General features: G+C 65.3%; 4 protein-coding genes (1 of these 4 running past the window's edge). All 4 read left to right on the top strand.

Features of this window, described 5'->3' with window-relative positions:
• Tightly spaced (each overlapping or abutting the next), the 4 genes in view from J3U88_RS02675 to J3U88_RS02660 form a layout consistent with a single transcriptional unit that may run on beyond the window.
• Positions 1-1669 carry the end of a non-ribosomal peptide synthetase/type I polyketide synthase gene (locus J3U88_RS02675; protein ID WP_207856586.1) on the top strand. It extends 7436 nt beyond the left edge of the window, so the window shows 1669 of its 9105 coding nt (coding positions 7437-9105); the start codon falls outside the window, past its left edge; its stop codon occupies positions 1667-1669.
• Positions 1666-15372, top strand: coding sequence for a non-ribosomal peptide synthetase/type I polyketide synthase (locus tag J3U88_RS02670; protein WP_207856585.1), 13707 nt, complete (start codon positions 1666-1668; stop codon positions 15370-15372). Before J3U88_RS02675 ends, J3U88_RS02670 begins: the two co-directional genes overlap by 4 nt.
• Positions 15369-18785 (top strand): non-ribosomal peptide synthetase, encoded by a 3417-nt coding sequence (locus J3U88_RS02665; protein ID WP_207856584.1) that lies wholly within the window; start codon positions 15369-15371, stop codon positions 18783-18785. Before J3U88_RS02670 ends, J3U88_RS02665 begins: the two co-directional genes overlap by 4 nt.
• Complete coding sequence (locus J3U88_RS02660) at positions 18778-21999, top strand: condensation domain-containing protein (protein WP_207856583.1); 3222 nt, start codon at positions 18778-18780, stop codon at positions 21997-21999. The genes J3U88_RS02665 and J3U88_RS02660 overlap by 8 nt, the downstream gene beginning before the upstream one ends.
• Positions 22000-22012 lie beyond the last annotated feature (13 nt).

Below are 22012 nucleotides of genomic sequence, written 5' to 3'. Positions count from 1 at the left end.
CAAACCGGCCGGGCACGACGCCGAGGCCGCGGCCGCGCAACGCACCCCGGCCGAAACCACCATGGCCGAGATATGGGCCTCGGTTCTGAACCTCAAAGAAATCAACATCCACGATCACTTCTTCGACCTGGGCGGTGATTCGATCATCGCCATCCAAATCGCGGCCAAAGCCAAGGCCGCCGGGATGCGCCTGACCCCGCAGCAGATTTTCCAACATCCAACCGTGGCCGAGTCAGCCGCCTTCGCGGCGACCCAAGATCGCTTCGCCGCGGTTACCGAGGTCGCGCCCCGACCCGAGGGCGCGGTGCCGCTGGGTGCCATGCAGCAGCGTTTCTTCGCGGCCAACCCACCGGTTCCCAACTACCACCACCAATCCTTGATGTTGGATGTCGCCGCGGGGGTTGGTGAGACCCAGATCCATGCCGCGCTGAACGCGCTGCTCGACCACCACGACGCCTTGCGGCTGCGCTTCATCCGCGAGCAGGGCGCCTGGCGGCAGCACTACGCCGCGCCGGGCGAGCAGGCACCGCTTCAGGTTACGGACTGCCGCGACGGCGACGCCGCGGCGTGCGCCGCGCGGTTGGCCGAAGCGGCGAGCCAGGCGATTCACCTGGGTGACGGCCCCTTGCTGCAAGCCAACCTGTTGCTGGGCGCGGGCGCCGACGCGACCCACCCCAACAGCTTAATGGTACACATCCACCACCTCGCGGTGGACGGCGTATCCTGGCGTATTTTGTTGGAAGACCTGGAAACGCTGCTGGCGCAACAGGCAACGGGCCGGTCCCTGCAACTGCCGCCGCGCACCGCCTCGGTCAAAACGCTGAACAGCGCGGGCCAAACCTGGGCCGATTCACCCGCCGGCCGCGAGGAACGTGTTTTTTGGGAAAACCAAACCCGCGCGGCTTCCGCCTTACCGCGCTGTTCCGACGCCGAAACAACCACGGGTAACCAACAAGCAACCTACCGCACCAGCTTGGATCCGTCGCTCACCGATCTGCTCACCCAAGTTCCCACGCGCCGCCGCATCGCGGTTAACGATCTCCTGGTAACCGCGGTCGCAACCCAAATTGCCGCCCTCACCGGCAACAGCCAGGTCGTCCTTGATCTTGAGGGCCACGGTCGCCAAGACTTGGGGGCATCCCATGACAGCACGCGTACCGTGGGTTGGTTCACCGCGATGTACCCGGTCAACCTGACCTTGCCGGAGGAAAGCACGGCCCAGGTTCAAGCCGTTGCCGAAGCCCTGCGCGCCGTGCCCAACGGGGGCGCCGGTTACGGGTGGTTGTACCCGGATCGGCGCGCCGGCGCCGAGGTCCTGTTTAACTACCTCGGCCGTATCGACGGCAAGGCCGACGGCAGATTGGTGCGGCCGCGGCCCGCGCCGGGACCCGACAGCCATCCCGACAACCCGCTGAGCCATCCGTTGGAAATTGACGCGCTGATCAACGACGGTCGCCTGGAAATGCACTGGCGCTTCACCGCCGAACACTTCCGCGCCGAGACGGTATCGGACTGGGCCAACGATTGCCTCAACCATTTGGTGTGCTTGATTGACGCCTGCTTGTCGGAAACGGATGCGGCCCCGGTGATGGACGCAAGCGGCTTGGACGCGGACGACTTGGAAAAGGTATTTGCCGAAATTGATTTGGCGGGGATGGGTGAAGCATGAGCCGCAAAAACATCGAGGCCATTCTGCCACTGTCCCCGGCGCAAGAGGGCATGTGGTTGGAGAGCATGACCCAAACGGGGTTGCACCTGGAACAAAGCCACGCGCGTCTGCGTGGCCCGCTCGATGCGGCGGCCCTGGAACGCGCCTGGCAATGGCTGGTGCAGCGCCACGAAATGTTGCGCACGGGTTTTGTCGGCAAGGATTTACACAAACCGGTACAGGTCGTTTACCGGCGGCTCTCGGTCTCCCTGTCGCACCTTGATTTGCGTGAAGGCGACGGCGAAACGGCTTTTCAGCGGTTTTTGGCAGAAGACCGCGCCGCCGGTTTCCACCCGGCCCGCGCCCCGCTGATGCGGTTTACCCTGTGCCGCTTCGGCGCCGAGGAACACCGCTTGGTGTGGACCCACCACCATCTTTTGATGGACGGCTGGTGCATTTCGCTGATCTTCGGCGATCTGTTCGCCGCCTACCGCGCCTTCCGCGCGGGCCGCGATCCCCAGGCACCGCCCGCCCCGGCCTACCGCGATTATTTGGCGTGGCGCGCCAAACGCGACACCAGCGCAACCGCGGATTACTGGCGTTCGGTGCTACAGGACGTCAGCGAACCAACCCCCTTGGCAACCACCGCCGAACCCGCGCCGGCCGATACGTCCCATGCCCTAGACGACCGCCGTGTGCGCCTGTCGCCCGAAAAAACGCGGCGACTCCAAGCGCGCTGCCGTCGCGCCCGCATCACCCTCAACTCCTTGTTCCAGGGTTTGTGGGCCGTTCTCCTGGCCCGCTACAGCGGGCGCCGCGATGTGCTTTACGGGATCACCGTCTCAGGGCGTCCCCCCGAATTGGACGGCGTCGACCGCATCCTCGGTTTGTTCGCTACCACCCAACCGCTGCGTTGCCAACTGAACGAACGCTTACCCTTTTTCGATCAACTGAGCCGTTTGCAGGCGGACCAACTGGTCGCACGCAACCACGAGGCCCTGGGCGGCGGCGCCTTGCAGCCCTTCAGCGGGGTGCCCACTGGCACGCCCCTGTACGAAAGCGTGTTGGTTTTTGAAAACTACCCAATGGATCCCGACGCGGTTGCCGACCTGGATTTCACCGTGGAAGCCGACACCGAAAACGAATCCGGGGCGCGTACCCACCACCCGCTGGTGCTGATGGTTGCGGTTCAACCGGAAGGTTTGGCGCTGCACCTGGTTTATCAGCAATACCGCCTCGACGGCGAGGCGGCCGACCGCGTGCTCGACCACCTTACCCACCTGCTGGGTCGTTTGGAACAGGACGAGGCACCCGAGGTCGGCGCGCTGATCCAAGCCTTGCCGGAACCGCTGCCGCGCATTTTTGCCAACGCGCCGGTCGCGGGCGCCGATTACACCGCGCCACGCAACCCACGCGAAGAAGCCGTGGCCGCGATTTGGTGCGCCATACTGGGCCGCGAGCAGGTCGGCGTCACCGAAAACTTTTTCCAGGCGGGCGGGCACTCTTTGCTCGCGACCCGCCTTTTGGCGCAACTGCGCAAAACCTTTCGCATCGATCTGCCCTTGCGCGCCTTGTTCGACAACCCCACGGTTGCGTTACAGGCCGACCTGCTCGCGCCGGATTGCACCCGGGGCGCGGCGCCCATCCCGCGTCAAGCGCGCAATCAGCCGTTGCCGCTTGCCTTTACCCAAGAACGCCTGTTGTTTTTGGATCGACTCGCCGAGGGCCGCGGCCAGGCCTACCACGAACGGGCCGCGGTGGAACTGGGCGGCGTGTTGGACCGCGCCGCGTTGGAAGGGGCATTGGAAGATTTGGTCGCCCGCCACGAGGCCTTGCGCACCAGCTTCCGCGACGGCGAACAGGGGCCGGTCCAGGTCATCGCCGCAAGGGTCGCCACCCCGTTGCGCTTTGCCGACCGTCCCGACCTGAATCCCCTGCCGGTGGCCGAGGCGGTCGCGCGCATCGCGGCTGAGGCGCCCGCTTTCAATTTGGCCGAGGCACCTTTGTTCCGCGTCAGCCTGGTGCGGCTCGCGCCCGAACGCCACTTGATGCTGCTCCACATCCACCACATCATCACCGACGGTTGGTCGCACGCGCTGTTCATGCGTGAATGGCAAACCCTGTACGCGGCGCGAACCGCGGGGCACAACGCTGATTTGGCGCCGCTCCCATTGCAGTTCGCCGATTACGCGGCCTGGTTACGGCAACGCTTTGCCCGGGGCGACTTGGCCGAAACGGTTCACTACTGGACCGAGCAACTTAAGGACGCGCCGCCGCTGTCAACCATCCCCACCGACCGACCGCGCGGCGAGGCGCTTTCCGGTCGCGCCGCCACCGTGAGCTTGCAACTGAACCAACCCTTCACGCGCCAACTGGCGGCCCACGCCCAACAACACAGCGCCACCTTATTTATGCTGTGCTCCGCCGCGATGCACCTGCTGCTGGCGAGACTGACGGGGCGCGACGACGTGCTGCTGGGCATGCCCCACGCCGGCCGTGACCGCGCCGAGCTGGAACCGGTGTTCGGCTTTTTCGTCAACACCCTGGTCCAGCGCGCCCGCATCGACGGCAACGCCGGGTTTAACCACCTGCTCGAGCAGGTGCGCAATTGCTGCCTCGACGCCTTCGCCCACGCGGAAATGCCTTTTGAAAAGTTAGTAGAAGGCTTGCAGCCGCAACGGGCGCTGAACCACACGCCGCTGTTCCAGGTGTTCATCAACATGCTCAACCACGAGCCGGTTCGTCTGGAGGCCGAGGGTTTGCGCGTGGTCGAGATTCCCCTGCCCGAAACCGAGGCCATGTTCGACCTCACCTGGTACATCCGCGAAACCGCGACCGGCTTGCACTGGGAACTGCGTTACAACCGCGATCTCTACGACGTCGCAACCATGGACCGCGTGCTGCACCAGTTGGCGCACCTACTGCGCGAGGCGATTCGCGACGGCGAACAGGCGGTGGCGGCGCTAGCGCTCGCGCCCGCCGCGCCGGCCTTGCCCGAGCCGCCGGCGGTGGTCGGCGAACCCATCCACGCCGCCTTCTTGCGCACCGCCGCCGCTTCACCGAACCGCATCGCGCTGCGCACCGAAAGTGACCCCATCACTTATGCCGAATTGGAACGCTGGTCGGCCGGGTTGGCGGCGGCGCTGCAACGCGAAGGCGTTCGCCGCGGCGAGATCACCGCGATTTACGCCGAACGCGGACCGGCACTGGTCGCGGCCGTGTTGGCGTCCTTACGCCTGGGCAGCCCTTTTACCATCCTCGACCCCGCTTATCCCGCCGGTTCCCTGATCAACCAGCTCGAGGCCGCCGACCCCAAGACGCTGCTGCGCGACCCCAACGCACGTCCCGAGCCCCCCGCCTTGGCGGCCTATTGGGCAAGCAAACGCCGGCTCACCATCACCTGCAAGGACGACGGTTCAGAGACGCGGTTCTCGGATAAAACCATCGATGCCGCCGCCCCCGCGTATATCATGTTCACCTCGGGCACCGCGGGCAAACCCAAAGGTGTCGTCGGCAACCACGCGGCGGTCACCCACTTCCTGGCTTGGCAACGGCAAACTTTTAATTTAACCGCCGCCGACCGCTTTATCCTGCTCGCGGGCCTCGGCCACGATCCGTTGCTGCGCGACCTGTTCGCCCCACTCAGCATCGGCGCCACCCTGACCATGCCGGCGCAAACGGCGCTGGAATCGGGGCCGGCCTTGAGCGCGGCGCTTGCCGCCAACCACATCACCACGCTGCACCTGACCCCACAACGGCTGCGGCTGCTCGGTGGTGAAGCAGCGTCACTCCCCGACCTGAAACAGGTTTTCTGCGGCGGCGACCGGCTGTTTGCGGCCGACGTGCGCGCCTTGCGGCGGCTTTCGCCCAGGGCCACCGTGGTCAACAGCTACGGCACCACCGAAACCCCGCAAATCGCCGCCTGCCACATCATCCCACCCGAAACACCGGCCGCGGTGATCGGTGTCGGCGCCGATGGGAGCATCCCCATCGGACGCGGCACCGCCGGCGCCCGGCTCTGGATTCGCAACGCGGCCGGCAACACCGCGGCGCCCGGTGAACTGGGCACCATCGTGGTGCGGAGCAACGCCCTGTGCTTGGGTTTTCTGGGCCAAAGCACCCGCATCGGTCCCGACTACGTTACCGGCGACCTCGGCCGCCGCGATGACGACGGCACGGTCCGCTACGAAGGCCGTGGCGACCGCCAATTGAACCTTCGCGGCAACCGCATTGAACCGGCCATGGTCGAACACCAACTCCAAGCATTGGCGGCGGTCGCCCGCGCCCACGTCGGCTTGCGCCGCGATCCCAACGGCAACGACCGCCTGATCGCCTGGTGGGTTCCCGCGGCAGGCCGGGGCGACGCGGCCCCTGTGCGCGCCGCGCTGTGCGAGCAGCTGCCACCGGCGATGGTACCGGAGGTGTTCGCGGCCATCCAGGAAATCCCCTTAACGCCCAATGGTAAAACCGACAGCCGCGCCTTGCCCGAACCGGCCTGGCCCACGGCGCACGCGGCCTACGAACCGCCGCGCGACAGCCTGGAACACGACCTGTGCAGCTTGTTCGCGGCCGTGCTTGAGGTGGAGCGTGTCGGCCGCAACGACGACTTTTTCGAACGGGGCGGGCACAGCCTGAAGGCGATGCAGTTGGTGGGCCGCCTGCACGCCGAACTCAGCCTGGTCATCCCCCTGCGCGCGATCTTTAAAAACCGCACCCCGGCGGCCCTGGCCCGCACGGCCCAACACGCGGGCCGCGCCGCGCTGCAGGCCGTCCCCGTCGCCCCACCCGCCGACACCTACCCGCTTGCCCACGCCCAACAACGGCTGTGGCTGTTGTGGCACCTCGACCCCGCGGCGACAACCTACCACATGGGTGATGTCCTCTGTTTGGAAGGGAAGCTCGACCGCGACGCGCTCGGCAAGGCGCTTGAAGGCGTGATTCAACGTCACGCGATCCTGCGCACCCACTTCCCGACGGTCAACGGCGAACCCCGTCAGCGGATTCTGGATCCGGCGCCCTACCAACCCGCGTTCATCGACCTGGGCGAAAACGGCGATCCCCGCGCCGCGGCCGAGGAACAGGCCCAAACCCTGCTCACCGAACCGTTTGACCTCGCCGCTAAACCGCCGGTGCGGTTTACCCTGCTCCGCCTCAACGCCGAAACCCATTGGCTGTTGTTCAGCATTCACCACATTCTCTGCGACCGCTGGAGCTTGGGCCTAATCGCCGCCGAAACGGCCACCCGCTACAACGCCGCCAAACGCGCGGAAGGCTTCGCGCCGACCCCGCTGCCGATCCAGTACCACGATTACGCGGCTTGGTCGCGCCAGGACATCGACGGGCTCGCCGAGGGTTTGGCCTATTGGCGCGGGCAACTGAGCTCGGCCCCGGCCCCGCTCGAACTCCCCGCCGACTTCACCCGCCCCGCGCTGCTGCGCCACGACGGCGCCATGGCACGGGTCCCGCTCGCCGTGTCGCGCGCGCTGTGCGAAGGGGTCGGACGCACGCACGGCGCGGGCTTGTTTATGGTGTTGTCCGCGCTGGTCAAAGCCCTGCTCTACCGCGTCACCGGGCGTACCGATTTCAACCTGGGCACCCCGGTCGCGGGCCGCTTCCATCCCGATCTGGAACAGCAAATCGGCTGTTACGCCAACATGGTGGTGCTGCGTCAGCCCTTGCAACGGGGCATGACCTTCAGCCAACTGCTCGCCGCCGTTCGCGAAACCGCCGAGCAAGCCTATAGCCACCAAAACGTCCCTTTTGATTTGCTGGTGGAGGAACTCAACCCGCAACGGGACCTGTCGCGTTCGCCGTTGTTCGACGTGGTCGTGGTGCTCCAGGAAGACGCGCACCCAGCCGAACTGGACGGCCTGCAGGTCACCTCGCTTCCCCACCCGCACCGGATCAGCAAATTCGATTTGAGCTTTATTTTCGAAAAAGCGGGCGACGACCTGTTGTGCCACCTGGAGTACCGTACCGATCTCTACCGCGCCGAGCGCATCAACCGCCTCGCCGACCAACTCAACGTGTTGGCGGGGGCGCTGCTCGCCGAACCGGGCCGGGTCATCGACCGCGCGCCGCTGATGAGCGTTCCCGAGCAAGCCTTGATCGCCGCGCCCAACCAAACCGAGGTCGGGTATCCCGAATGCGACCTGGTGACCCTGTTCGAACAACAGGCGGCCCGTCACGGCAACCGCCGCGCGGTGATCGGCAGCAATGAAACCCTGAACTACCGCGCGCTCAACCGCCAAGCCAACCGCTTGGCCCACACCCTCAAACAACGTCACGGCGTGGTTCCCGGCGCCATGGTCGGCTTGTGCCTCGACCGCTCGCCCGCGATGATCATCGCCCAATTGGCCGTGCTCAAAACCGGCGCCGCCTATGTGCCGCTCGACGCAAGTTACCCCGACGCCCGCTTGCAGCACATGCTGGCGGCGACCCAACCCGTCACCGTGCTTTGCGAGCCCGGGCAACGGACGCGTTTGGCCGAACTGGGCGCTTCAAAGCTGTTGGATTGGGGCGCGCCTCTGGAAGAAAAGGACACCAACCTCGGTTTGCCGCTGTTTGCTGAATTGCCCGCCTACGTGATTTTCACCTCGGGTTCCACCGGCTTGCCCAAGGGTTGCGTGTTAACCCACCGCAACCTGGTCCGCCTGGTGCAAAACGACCAGCACCCCTTTGACCTCGGACCCGACGACGTCTGGGTCTGCGCCCATTCCTTCTGCTTCGATTTCAGCGTGTGGGAAGTGTTCGGCGCCTTGCTCCACGGCGCCGCGGTGGTCGTTGCCGAAACCGAGACCGTCCGCGACATCGGCGCCTTTTACCAACTGCTGCGCCGCGAGCAGGTCACGGTGCTCAACCAAACGCCGGCCGCCTTTTACAACCTGATCGAGGAGGACGGCAAACACCCGGCCGCCTTGGGTGACCGGCTGCGTTACGTGATTTTCGGCGGGGATCGGCTTGAGCCGTTCCGCCTCAAACCGTGGCTGGCACGCTACGGGGCCGACACCCCCGCGCTGATCAACATGTACGGCATTACCGAAACCTGTGTCCACGTCAGCTTCGGACCCATCACCGCCGCCGACGCGGAACAAGCGGGGCGTTCGCCCATCGGCGGGCCGCTGCCCGATACCCGCATGTGGTTGTTGGACGAACAGGGCGAAGCGCGGCCCGTTGGGCTGCCAGGGGATATTTACGTGGGCGGCGGCGGTTTGGCCATGGGTTATTGGGGTCAGCCGGCGTTAACCGCCGCGCGTTTTGTGCCCGATCCCCGCGGGAACGGCGCCCGCCTGTACTGCAGCGGGGATGTAGGGGTGTTGCGCGCGGACGGCGGTTTTGACCACCTCGGCCGCAACGATTTCCAGATCCAATTGCGCGGGTTCCGGGTTGAACCGGGCGAAATTGAAGCGGCGCTGTGCCGCCACGCGCGGGTCCGCGAGGCCTTGGTGCTCGCCACCGGCGCGGGCGAAACCCAACAATTGCACGCCTTCTTGGTGAGCGAGGGCGGCGTCGGGCCGGCGGCTTCCGAATGGCGCACCTTGTTAAAAGACCGTCTGCCCGACTATATGGTGCCGGCCACCTTCACCCATCTGGCGACCTGGCCGTTAACGGCGAACGGCAAAATCGACCGCGGCGCCTTGGTCAAAACCCTCGCAAAAACCGACAGGACCGCGGAAACGCCGGCAAGCGCCGACGAACAGCTGTTGCGCGCTTTGTGGCGCGAGCTGCTCGGCCACGACGCTTTCGGCGCGGACGACACCTTCTTCGACGTCGGCGGTAACTCGCTGCTGTTGGTGCGCCTGCGCGCCGCCTTGGAGAAACAGTTCAACCGCGAGGTGCCCATCACCGAGTTGTTCCGCCACACCAGCATACGCGCGCAAAGCGCCCTGCTCGGCGATGCGCCGGCGGAGAACACGCGGCAACGCGCGACCGCCGCGGCTACAGACCCGATCGCGGACGCGGACATCGCCGTGATCGGCATGGCGGGCCGTTTTCCCGGCGCCGCCTCGGTCGCCGAACTCTGGCAAAACCTGCTGGACGGCGTTGAATCGGTCACCTTCTTCAGCGCGGACGAATTGCGTGCGGCCGGCGTCCCCGACGCACTGATCGAGGATCCGGCGTACGTTCCCGCCAAGCCGGTTATGGCCGACGCCGACCGCTTCGACGCCGCCTTCTTCGGGTTCACCCCACGCGAGGCCGAGGTGACCGATCCCCAGCACCGCATCTTCCTGCAATGCGCCTGGAACGCGCTGGAAGACGCGGGCATCGACCCGAACAACAGCGAGGCGCGCATCGGCGTTTTTGCCGGCTGCGGCGCCAACGGTTACCTGCTCAACAACGTGGTTCCCAACCGCGAACAGCTGCGCAACCTCGGCGATTACCCGCTCCTGATCGGCAACGACAAGGACTACCTCGCCACCCGTACCGCCTACAAACTCAACCTGCGCGGTCCGGCGATCACGGTCGGCACGGCCTGTTCCACCTCACTGGTCGCGCTCCACCTCGCGGTGGAAAGCCTACGCCGCGGCGAGTGCGAGGCGGCGCTGGTGGGCGGCGTATCCATCAAGGTGCCGCTGGTCGAAGGTTACGCTTACCAACAAAACGGCATCCTCTCGCCCGACGGTCACTGTCGCGCCTTCGACGCCGCGGGCCAAGGCACCATCGGCGGCAGCGGCTGCGCGGTGGTGGTGGTAAAACCGCTGCACCTGGCCGTGGCCGACGGCGACCCGGTCGTCGCGGTCATCAAAGGCAGCGCGGTCAACAACGACGGGCGCGAGAAAATCGGCTTTACCGCGCCCGCGGTCGACGGCCAAGCCGCGGTGATCGACGCCGCGCTCAAACGCGCCGGGGTCCATCCCGAACAGATCGGTTACGTGGAGGCCCACGGCACCGGCACGGCGCTCGGCGATCCCATCGAAATCGCGGCACTGACCGAGGTCTACCGCCGCCACACCCAGAAAACGGGCACCTGCGCCATTGGTTCGGTCAAAACCAACATCGGCCACCTCGACGCGGCGGCGGGGATCACCGGTTTCATCAAAGCAAGTCTGGCGGTGGCCCGCGGGCGCATCCCCAAAAGCCTGCATTTCGACCGCGCCAACCCCGAGATTCCTTTTGAAACTAGTCCCTTCCGCGTCGCCGCGCAAACGCGGGACTGGCCCCTGGCGGGTCGACGCCACGCGGCGGTGAGTTCCTTCGGCATCGGCGGCAGCAACGCCCACGTGATCCTGGCCGAAGCGCCGGTTCAGGCAAAACGCCCGGACACGCCGAAGGGTCCGCGGCTGCTGGTGCTGTCCGCCAAAAGTGAGGCGGCCCTTAACGCGGGCGCGCAATCGCTGGCCGACCATGTGGCGCGCGCGCAACCCGACCTCGACGACCTGGCCCACACGTTGCAATCCGGGCGCGCGTGCTTCCCGTACCGCCGTCACGTCGTAGCCGAGGACACCGCCCAAGCGGTGACCCTGTTGCGGACCCCCGCAACCGGCGTGGTTCCGGCCCCGGCGCAACATCCGAAGGTGGTGTTCCTGTTCCCCGGCCAAGGCGCGCAACACGTCGGCATGGGCAGGGAACTTTACGCACAAAACCCCTTGTTCCGCGCCCATTTAGATGCGGCGCTGCAACGGCTGACCCCGCTGCTCCAACGGGATCCCCGGGCCCTGCTGTTCGGTGAGGATCCCGAGGCAGAGGCACAGGTCGGCCAAACCGAATACGCGCAACCCCTGCTGTTCGCCGTGAGTTACGCGGCGGCCCGGATGTGGCAGGCACGCGGTGTGAACGCACACGCCATGCTCGGCCACAGCCTGGGCGAATACGTCGCGGCCTGTTTGGCGGGTGTGTTCAGCCTGGACGACGCCTTGCGGTTGGTGGTCGCCCGCGGACGCTGCATGCAGGCGGCCCCACGCGGCACGATGCTGGCGGTATCGGCGGCGGAAACGCGCGTGCGTCTGCTGCTGCCGGCCGAATTGAGCCTGGCCGCGATCAATGCGCCGGAACGCATCGTGGTTTCCGGCCCACAAGCCCCAATCGACGCCTTTGCCGCCGATTTGACCGCACGCGACATCGCCCACCGCGCGCTCCACACCTCACACGCCTTCCATTCACCGATGATGACCGAGGCGGCCAAGGCGCTGCACGCGGTGCTGGACGAAATCGAACTGACCCCGCCCAAACAGCGTTACCTCTCCAATCTGACCGGCACCTGGATCACCGACGAACAGGCCGTCGATCCCGGTTACTATGCGCAGCACATCTTGCGGCCGGTGCGCTTTAGCGACGCGGTGACCTTACTTGAAAGCGAGGGCGATCCAGTCTACTTAGAAGTTGGGCCGGGCCAAACGCTGACCACCTTGGTCGGTCAGGCCGGGATCACGCCCCTCCGCCGCATCCCGACCCTGCCGCATCCGCGCCGCGCGGAGGATGCGGTCCGCGTTTGTTACGACGCCTTGGGGCGCCTGTGGCAAGCCGGGGTCGGGGTCGATTGGCAAGCGGACCGACCCGCGCGACCGTTGCGCCGTATCAGTTTTCCCGGCTATGCCTTTCAAGGTGCACGTTTTTGGTTGGATGCGGGAACGGGCGCGAATAGAGTGCCGACAACCAGCGAACCCGCCGCGACAGAGAAAAACAGCGACCTCTCCCGGTGGTTCTACAAACCCGATTTCACCGCCCGTGCGCGCACGGGTTCCCCCGTTTCACTGGACCGTGGTTTGTGGCTGGTATTCCACGAACCCACCTGGAATTTGAGCATCGCCGACCAACTCAACGCCGGCGGCGCCGCGGTGGTCACGGTCGAAATCGGCGAAGGTTATCAGCGCCGCACCGAAAATCGTTACCATGTACGGCTCGGCGTACACGCGGACATGACCGCCCTGATTGGCGAGATACTGAAACGCGAACCGCAACAGCTTCACATAGTCCACGCCTGGAGCGGCGGCGATATCGCCAAACGAGAACGGGGTTATGGATCCTTATTGCACCTCGCACGGGCACTACAAGAGGCGGCATGCGAGCTGCCGATCCACCTTCAAGTCGTAACCAAAGAACTCTGGACCGTGGCCGGGGAAAACGAGGTCAACGCGGAGACGGCGCTGCTGCTGGGTCCGTTGCGCGTGTTGCCGCAGGAAATGCCCAACTTGCGCGCCCGCGTGATCGACATCCACCAGCGCGGCCCCCGTTTCTCGCCCGCGCGACGCGCCCAACTCCACGCCGAACTGCTGCACCTGGAAGGGGCGCGCTCGGTGTTGTTGCGCGACGGCGACCGCTGGGAAGCCGGGTACCGCGCGCTTCAACTACCCGAGGTGAACGCCGCCGAGGTATTGCGTCCCGGCGGCACCTACCTGATCGCGGGCGGCCTGGGCGGGATCGGCCTGTTGCTTGCCGAATGGATGGCGCGCGAGGCCAAGGCCAACCTGGTCTTAATCGGTCGCGGTGGTCTGCCGGCCCGCGAAACCTGGCCGCAATGGCGGGACGCGGCGACAGCGACGGCGCCGGCGGTGCGTTTCCTCGCCGAACGGGCGACGGCCAACCGCGCGGTACGCCTCGATTTGGCTGAAATCACGCCCGGCCTGGAAGCGGACGCGGCGCACATCATCGCGCAAACCGGCGGCGACAAAACCCTGGATCCACGCCTCATCGCCACGGTCGACACCCTTTGCACCGCCTACCTGCGCGACTTCTTCCGCGAGCGCGGCGTCGACCTTTCGCCAGGCACAAGGCACACCCGTGCGTCCGTGGTCGAACAACTCGCCATGCCGCCGGCCTACGCCAAGTTCGCCAACCTGATGCTGCAAACCACCATCGCCCGCGGCCTGTTCGCCGAGGAAAACGGCTTAACCGTCACCGATCTGGAACTGCCCGACGCCGGTTTGCTGAGCCGTCATCTCAAGGAAACCCACCCCCACATGGCCGGTGAATTGGCGTTCTTGGAAACCTGTGTGCGCCAATACGGCGACGTCTTCGACGGCCGCACCAAGGGCGTCCAGGTCTTGTATCCCGAGGGCGATACCCAGTTGGTGCGCGGCAACGCCGAACAGACCGACCAATCCGAGGCCACCCGCCGCCGCATGGCGCTGCTCACCCGCCTGATCGACCGCATCCTCGCCGCGGCCGACCAACGGCCGGTACGCATTTTGGAAGTCGGCGGCGGCAACGGCCTGATGACCCGCATGCTGGCCGCGCACCTGCGCGATCACAACGTGCGCTACACCTTCACCGATATCGGGCGCGCCTTTGTCCTGGGCGCCCAACGGGAAGCGGCCGAACGCGGCGATGATTTTATGGATTTCGGCGTCTTCGACATCTCACGGGATCCGGCCGCGCAAGGCTTTGAACCCCATCAATACGATTTCATCCTCGGCCTCAACGTGGTCCACGCCACCCCAATCCTCGACCAAACCTTGACTCACCTGCAGTGCCTGCTGGCACCGGGCGGCATGCTGGCGATGGTGGAAACGGTCAAGCTCCACGTCCAAATCGACATGATTTGGGGCCTGATCGAAGGCTGGTGGTGTTACGAGGATACCGAGCTGCGCCAAGACTCGCCGCTGATGGATTTGGCGAACTGGGAAGCGGTCTGCCGCCGCAATGGGTTCGCCCACACCACCGCCTTCCCACGGGACGAAGCCACACGCAAAACCGAGGAGTGCGGCCTGATTGTGGCCCAGCAAGCCCTGGCCCCCACGAGTGACACCTACCAAACCAGGTTGGCCGAACAGGCGGCCGAACTGATTGAACCGATGCGCACCACCCTCGATACCGTCACCCGCATGGAAGGGATGGGCGCCCAAGTGCTCCCCCTCCGCGCCGACGTGGGCGACATCGGCGATTTGGCCGCGGCGGTTGACCAGGCGCGCGCGCATTTCGGCGCGATTCACGGCGTGGTCAACGCGGCGGGTGAAACGGGGCACCGCTCGATTTTCATGCCGGCGCGCGACCTAACCCGCGCCGACAGCCTGGCCCAGTTCCGCGCCCGCGTTCGCGGCACACGCGCGCTAGACCACGTGCTCGCGGAGGAATCTCCCGACTTCGCGGTGTTGATTTCCTCCAACGCCTCGGTGCTCGGCGGACTGGGTTTTGCGTCCTACGCGGCGGCCTGTAGCTTCATGGACGCCTGGGGCAACGGCGAACGCAACCTGCCTTGGGTTAGCAGCAACTGGGATCGCTGGCCCACGGCTCGGGTCGTGGCACGCGGCGACGAAACCCAAACCAGCATCAACCGCTTCGCCATGGATCGCGACCAATGCGAGGCGGCCTTTGCGCGCCTGATCGCCCGCGGCGAACCCGGCCAACTCGTGGTTTCAGCCGGTCGCCTCGACGCACGCCTGGCCCGTTGGGTTGACTTGGTGCAGCCGGATCGCGCGGCGATCTCCGAAAAAACCGAACGCGGCAACGGCTTCCACGCCCGCCCCAACCTGCCCAACCCCTACCAAGCGCCGGCAACCCCGGAAGAACACACCCTGATCGAGCTGCTGCAATCGCTGCTTGCGATTGAGCCGGTCGGCATCAACGACGACTTTTTCCAACTCGGCGGCGATTCTTTGCTGGGTACCCAATTCATGACCCGCGCGGGCAAACACTTTAACCTGACCTTACCCCTACAATTCCTGTTTGAAGACCAAACCGCGGCCAAGCTGGCCCAACGCATCGCCGACCTCAGAGCGGTGGTGGAAGAACTGCTGGTCGCGCCGGAAGGCGGCGCGGCGGACGACGAAGAAGAGGGAGAATTATGAGCGGGCATCATCAGCTGTTAAACGAACTCAAGCACAAGGGCGTCAAGCTGTGGGTGGAGGCCGGCAAGCTCAAGTTCCGCGCGCCGGAAGGGGTGATGACGGCGGCGCTCAAGGCCGAACTGCGCCGCTTGAAACCCGAGATTCTGGCGTTGCTCCAGGGTACGACCCACGCGGCGATCCCCCGCCTGCCCGACGCCCCCGACTACCCGTTGTCCCACGCGCAACGCCGCCTGTGGGTGTTGTCGCAAATCGAAAAAGACACCAGTGCCTACAACATTCCGCTTCACATGGTTTTGGACGGCGACCTCCACCGCGACGCACTCAAGCAGGCCTTTCACCTGCTGATCACCCGCCACGAGGCGCTGCGTACCACCTTCCCTACCCGCGCCGGTGAACCCCGTCAGAAAGTAAACCCGTCCGATTTCTTCCGCTTTGATTTCGAAGATTGGTGCGACGCACCCGCGGATCGCATCGAGAAACGCGCCGCCGCCGAAACGGCAAAACCCTTCGATTTGGCCGCGGATCCCCTGCTGCGCGCCACGCTAATCCGTTTGCAACCGCGCCGCCACGCCCTGCTGCTCACGGTCCACCACATTATTTGCGACGGCTGGAGCTTGAGCGTGATGTTGCGCGAACTGACCCAAGCCTACGCGGCGGCCCTGCAGCAGAAAGAACCCGATTGGGCGCCGTTGCGGATTCACTACCGCGATTTTGCGGCTTGGCAGGAACAACAAACGGCGGCGGGCGCATCCCAACACGCCGATTATTGGCTGAAGCAACTGGCGGCACCGCTGCCGGTGCTGGACCTGCCCACCGACCGACCGCGCCCCGCACGCCAAACCTTCGCGGGCGAGAAACTGTTTTTCACCGTGCCCCACGCCGAAGCCTTGGGCAAGCTCGCCGTCCGGCACGGCGCCACCCGCTTCATGGTGCTGCTGGCCCTGGTCAAATTGGTGCTCTACCGCACCGCCGGCCAACAGGATTTGATCGTGGGCACACCGGTCACCGGGCGCGGCCACGCTGATCTCGAAGGTCAGGTTGGTTTTTACCTGAACATGTTGCCGCTGCGGTCTCAGATCGATCCCAAACAAGGTTTCAGCGCCTGGCTCGGCCAGGTCCGCCAGACCGTGCTGGACGGCTTCGCCCACGAAGGTTACCCCTTCGACAAACTCATCGACGAGCTGGACATCAAAGCGGACATGAGCCGTTCGCCCCTGTTCGACGTGATGGTCCAGAGCCAAAACGCGGGCGACCTTGAGCCGGCACTCGGCGACATCACGATTACGCCGCTGCCCAACTCGGCCGCCTCCAGCAAGTACGACCTAACCTTTGACTTTAACCTCACGCCGCGCGAGAACGGGTTCGAGGCCTGCCTGACCTACAACAGCGACCTCTACGCGCCTAGCACGATGGCGCGGTTGCGCGACCACTTGTTGCGGTTAACCGAAGCGGTCACGGCCGATCCGAACCAAGCGCTCGCGCGCTGTCCCATGTTGACCGATGAAGAATCGGCCGCGCTGATGCAGGGTGCCAACCCCGGCGAAACAAGGATTCCCGCCGAATTTGATTTGATCACCCGTTTCCTGGAAACCGCGCGAGACACCCCGAACACCGCGGCCTTGCGTTACGAACGGGGCGACGGTTCCCTCGCAACCACGAACTACCGCGAACTGGCGTCGGCGGTAAACCACCTGGCGGCCGAGCTACACTACCGTGGCATCGGCCCCGGCAGCAAGGTGGCGGTGTTGTTGGAACGCACCCCGGAGATGGTGATCGCGCTCTTGGCCCTGTTGCACCGAGGTGCGACCTATATTCCCTTGGACCCGATGTTTCCGAAGGACCGGTTGACCGCCATGTTGGCCGACGCGACACCCGATTGGCTGATCACGCAAACCACCTTGGTCGCAAGCTTGCCCAAGCTTCCCGCCGAAACGCTGTTGCTCGACGAAACCCCGCTCGCGGGCGCGCCGGGAAAACACCAAACCTTTCCCGCGCCGGTGCTTTGCCCGGAATTTCCGGCGTACACCATTTATACCTCGGGTTCGACCGGCCGCCCCAAGGGTGTGGTGGTGCCGCGTCGGGCGCTCAACAATTTCTTGTTCAGCATGCAACAACAACCGGGCATGGACCGCCACGATGTGTTGGTGGCGGTGACCACCATCTCGTTTGACATCGCCGCCTTGGAACTGTACCTGCCGCTGATGACCGGGGCGACCCTGGTGCTCGCCCCCGCCGCCGTTGCCGCGGACGGCCCGCGCTTGGTCTCGCTGCTGGACCGCGTCGCGGCAACCCACATGCAGGCCACCCCGGCAGGTTGGCGGCTGTTGCTGGAAAGCGGTTGGCACGGTCGCGACGCCATGACCCTCCTCAGCGGCGGCGAGGCGCTGCCAGGCGAATTGGCAGCCAAGCTGTTGGCGAAAGGCAAGGTTTTGTGGAACCTTTATGGACCCACCGAAACCACCATTTGGTCGGCACGCACCCCGATCACCCCGGACCTGACCCACACCCAAGCCATGCCACTGGGTCGCCCACTTGCCAACACCCAGTTGTACGTGCTCGACGGTGAGGGGTGCCCCGTCCCCGTCGGCGTGGTGGGGGAACTGGTGATCGGCGGCGCCGGCTTGGCGCACGGTTACCACAAGCGGCCCGACCTGACCGCCGCGGCCTTTGTGCCCGATCCCTTTAGCGATACGCCGGGCGCGCGGATGTACCGGACCGGTGATTTGGTCGCCCGCCGCGGCGACGGCCTGATCGATTTCCTCGGCCGTCGCGACCAACAAGTCAAAGTGCGCGGCTTTCGCATCGAGCTGGGCGACATCGAACAACACCTGCAACAGCATCCACGGGTCTTGCAGGCGGTGGTATGCGCCCCCCGCGACAAGGACCAAAACCACGTGTTGGTCGCCTACCTGCGCGTCAGCGGAACCGCGTTGGACAGTGCCGCGCCGCGGTCCTTCCTCCAGCCCAGCTTGCCGGGTTACATGATTCCGAGTCACTTCGTTTGCCTGGATGAGTTCCCTTTGACCGCCAACGGCAAGGTCGACCGCAAAACGCTGAACAACCGACCACTCGACGTCGCCGAACAAAGCCGCGAACGGATCCCGCCTCGTGACGATTTGGAACGGGAGCTGCGCGATATCTGGTGCAACGTGCTGGGCGTGGCCTCGCTCAGCATCGACGACGACTTTTTCGGTTTGGGCGGGCACAGCCTGAAAGGGACGCGTTTGGTGTTTCAGGTCCAGCACGCTTTTGACGTGACGCTCTCGCTGTTTGAACTGTTTAACCATCCGGTTTTTGCCGACTTCGCCGACTTGATCCGGCGGCAGCAGGAACCGGACCCCGCGCTGATCGCGGATTTTATGGACACTATCGCGCCCTTAACGGCCGAGGAATTGGAGTTGCTGAATGACTGACGACACCCTTGAATCCCTGAAAGCACGCGCCCGCGCCGGCGAACCACAAGCCCTGCAGATCCTGCGGGATCGCGGCTACTTTGCCAAACAACGCGCCGCCAAGGGGTTCCCCCTGTGCCACGCTCAAAAACGCTTGTGGGTGTTGGAGCAAATGGTGCAGGACACCACCGCCTACAACTGCCCGATGGCGGTGGCGCTCCAGGGTGATTTGGACACCGCCGTACTGGCGCGCGCGCTCGACGCCCTGGTCGCCCGCCACGAATCGCTGCGCACCGCGGTTCGTGCCGTGGACGGCACGGCGCGCCAGTTCATCGCCGATCCCATGCCGTTGCCGCTGACCCATGTCGATTTGCGCGGCGCCGAGGATGGCGAGGCCGCCGCGCGGGCACACATTCAGGCCGACGCGGGCCGTCCCTTCGACCTGACCACCGCGCCGCTGATCCGCGCCCACGTGCTGAAGGTCGCCGACGACCGCCACGTGCTGTACCTCAACATCCATCACCTGGTGTTTGACGGTTGGTCCGAAGGGGTGTTGGTGCGCGATTTGACCACGCTGTACCAAGATTTCGCGGCAAATCGTCCCGATTCCCTACCGCCCCTGAAGAGCCAGTACAAGGACTTTGCCACATGGCAGGAAACCATGCTTAGCGGCGAGGCGGGCGCCAAGCAAGCGGCCTACTGGCGCGAACAACTGGCCGGCCGCCTGCCGGTTTTGGACTTGCCCACGGACCGACCGCGCCCCGCGGTGATGTCGTTTGAAGGCGCGCTCTACCGGCGCGTGTTGCCACCGGCCGTGCACCGCGCCTTGACCAACCTAGCCGAAGAAAACGGCGCCAGTTTGTTCGGTGTGCTCACCGCTTTGGTGAACGTCCTGCTGGCGCGTTATGCCGATCAGCCTGATGTGATCGTCGGTTGTCCCGTTGCCGGCCGCGGCCATGCCGGCCAGGAGTTTCAAATCGGCAACTTTGTGAACACCCTGGCCCTGCGCAACAAAGTGGTTGCGGAAAGCGGCTTCCGCGATTTCCTGGCCCAGGTACGCGACAACCTGCAAGGCGCCATGAAACACCAGTTCTATCCCTACGACACATTGATCGCGGGTTTGGCTTTGCGCCGCGACCCGAGCCGCGCACCCTTAACCGACATTTTGATCAACCTGGGCGTCGGCGGCGAAACCCGCTCGCACATGGGTTCGCTGTCGGCCGAACCCTTCGACATCGGCTTTATCAGCGCCAAAACCGACCTGGTTTTTGACTTTTATGAAATAGCGGACGGGCTGAGCCTGCGCATGATGTACGCCAAAACCTTGTTCCAACCTTCGACGATTGAAACCATGGTCGACCATTTTGTCGCCTTGGTGACGGACGTGGTGGCCACGCCCGACAAACCCATCGTCGACTTGGCGCGTGTCGAAACGGCCGAAGGGGGCGAGGTTCGCGGCGAACGCACCGCCAAGCAACCTTTTGCCGTGGAAGGTTCCCTCGCCGACGTGGTCGCCGCGCGGGCGTCAACCGCGCCCGATGCCTTGGTATACCGCGATGCCTCCACAACGCTGACCTACGGCGCGCTCCACCATCGCGCCGGTCAGGTCGCCGCGCTGTTGGCCAATTTGGATGTGGCGCCGGGCACCGTCACCGCGCAGTACCTGGAAGATCCCGCCGAGGCCTTGATTGGTTTGATCGCCACGCATCAATTGGGCGGTTTGTGGTTGCCCCTCGACGCCGAATCAGACGCCGCGTCGGTCCGCACCCTATTGGAAGAAGCGGAACCGCCGGTGCTGATTTCGCGCGACGATCTCGCGGAGCAGTTACCCAACTACTGGGGCGACCGCCTCGATTTGGACCTCGAAGCCGAGGCAATCGCGGCCCAAGCCCCGGCCGAGCCCGCATCCCCGGCAAGCGATCACGGGGCCTGCGTGCTCTACGACACACCAGGGTGCGGCGTGAAACTCAGCCATGCCGCCCTGCTCAACACCGCCGCCGATTTGGTCGCGCGATGCGATGTTCCCGATCAAGGGCGTGTCCAACAACGCGCCAATCCCAACCGTTCCGCCTTCCTGCTGGAAGTCGCCGTGACCCTGGTATGCGGCGGTTCGCTGGTACGCGACGGTGGAACGCGGGCCGATTGGGCCGTGGTTGAGGCGGTGCGTGCCGAGGCGGTGCCGCTTCAGGCCGCCACCGCGTTGGTGCTTTGCCAAGGTGAACCCGACCTCAAACTGCCGCAAGGCACGCGTCGCTTCAACGCCTTTTCGCTGACCGGCGCCGCGTTGGTCGCCGCCGCGGGACCCCACGACCCGGAATGGTTTAACCTGGGCGAACCGCTCGCGGGCAACAGCTTGACCTTGCTCAAGGACAACCAGCCGGTCCCACGCGGTGCCTACGGCGAGATTTGCCTGAGCGGCAAGGGTTTGGCCACGGAAATCCTTGGCCCGGCCGAGGACAACGGCGCACAACTGGAACCCCATCCGCGGCACCCGGAACAACGCCGGTTGCGCACCGGTTTTCTCGGCCGTTTGACCCGCGCGGGTCAACTCCAGGTCGCCGGCCGCATCGCCGACCTGCTCAACCGCGACGGCGAGCGCCTCAACGCGGTACCCATCGAGGCAGCGGTCGCCCGCCACCCCGAGGTGACCAAAGCCGTGGTGGTGGTGCGTGTCGCGGAGGCCGGTTCTTGCCTGACCGCTTTTTACGCGGCCGATAAAACCATCAGCGCCGAATCCTTTGAGACGTTTTTGGCCGAGCACCTACCCGCCGCGCACCTGCCCGAACGTTTTGTCAAACTGCCGATGCACCTGCTTTGCCCGGAAGACCGCATCGATCGGCCGCGCTTGGCGAACATGGTGCTCCAGGTGGAGACCGCCCAAAGCAAACGCACCGAACCCAAGGACGATCTGGAAACCGTGCTGCTCAGCTTGTTCCACACCGTGTTGAAGCGCGAGGAACCCGGCACCGAGGATTCCTTCTTCAACTTCGGCGGCCATTCCTTGTTGGCCACTCAGGTGGTGGCACGGCTGCACCGCCTCTTCAAAATGGAAGTGTTTTTGACCGACTTCTTCCGCGCGCCGACGGTGGTGCGTTTGGCCGCTTACCTGCGCGCCAACGAACCGCGTCCCGGCCACGTGGACAAGGTGGCGGCCACGCTGCGCCGCATTGAAAGCATGACACCCGAACAGAAACAAGCCGCCCTGCAAGCCCGCAAGGCACAACAAGGTTCCTAGCGAGGATCCCCCG

The sequence above is a fragment of the Acanthopleuribacter pedis genome (genome assembly GCF_017377855.1).
Lineage (GTDB): Bacteria > Acidobacteriota > Holophagae > Acanthopleuribacterales > Acanthopleuribacteraceae > Acanthopleuribacter > Acanthopleuribacter pedis.
Note: the sequence above shows the minus strand (reverse complement) of the source record. Positions and strands in the feature narration are given on the sequence as shown.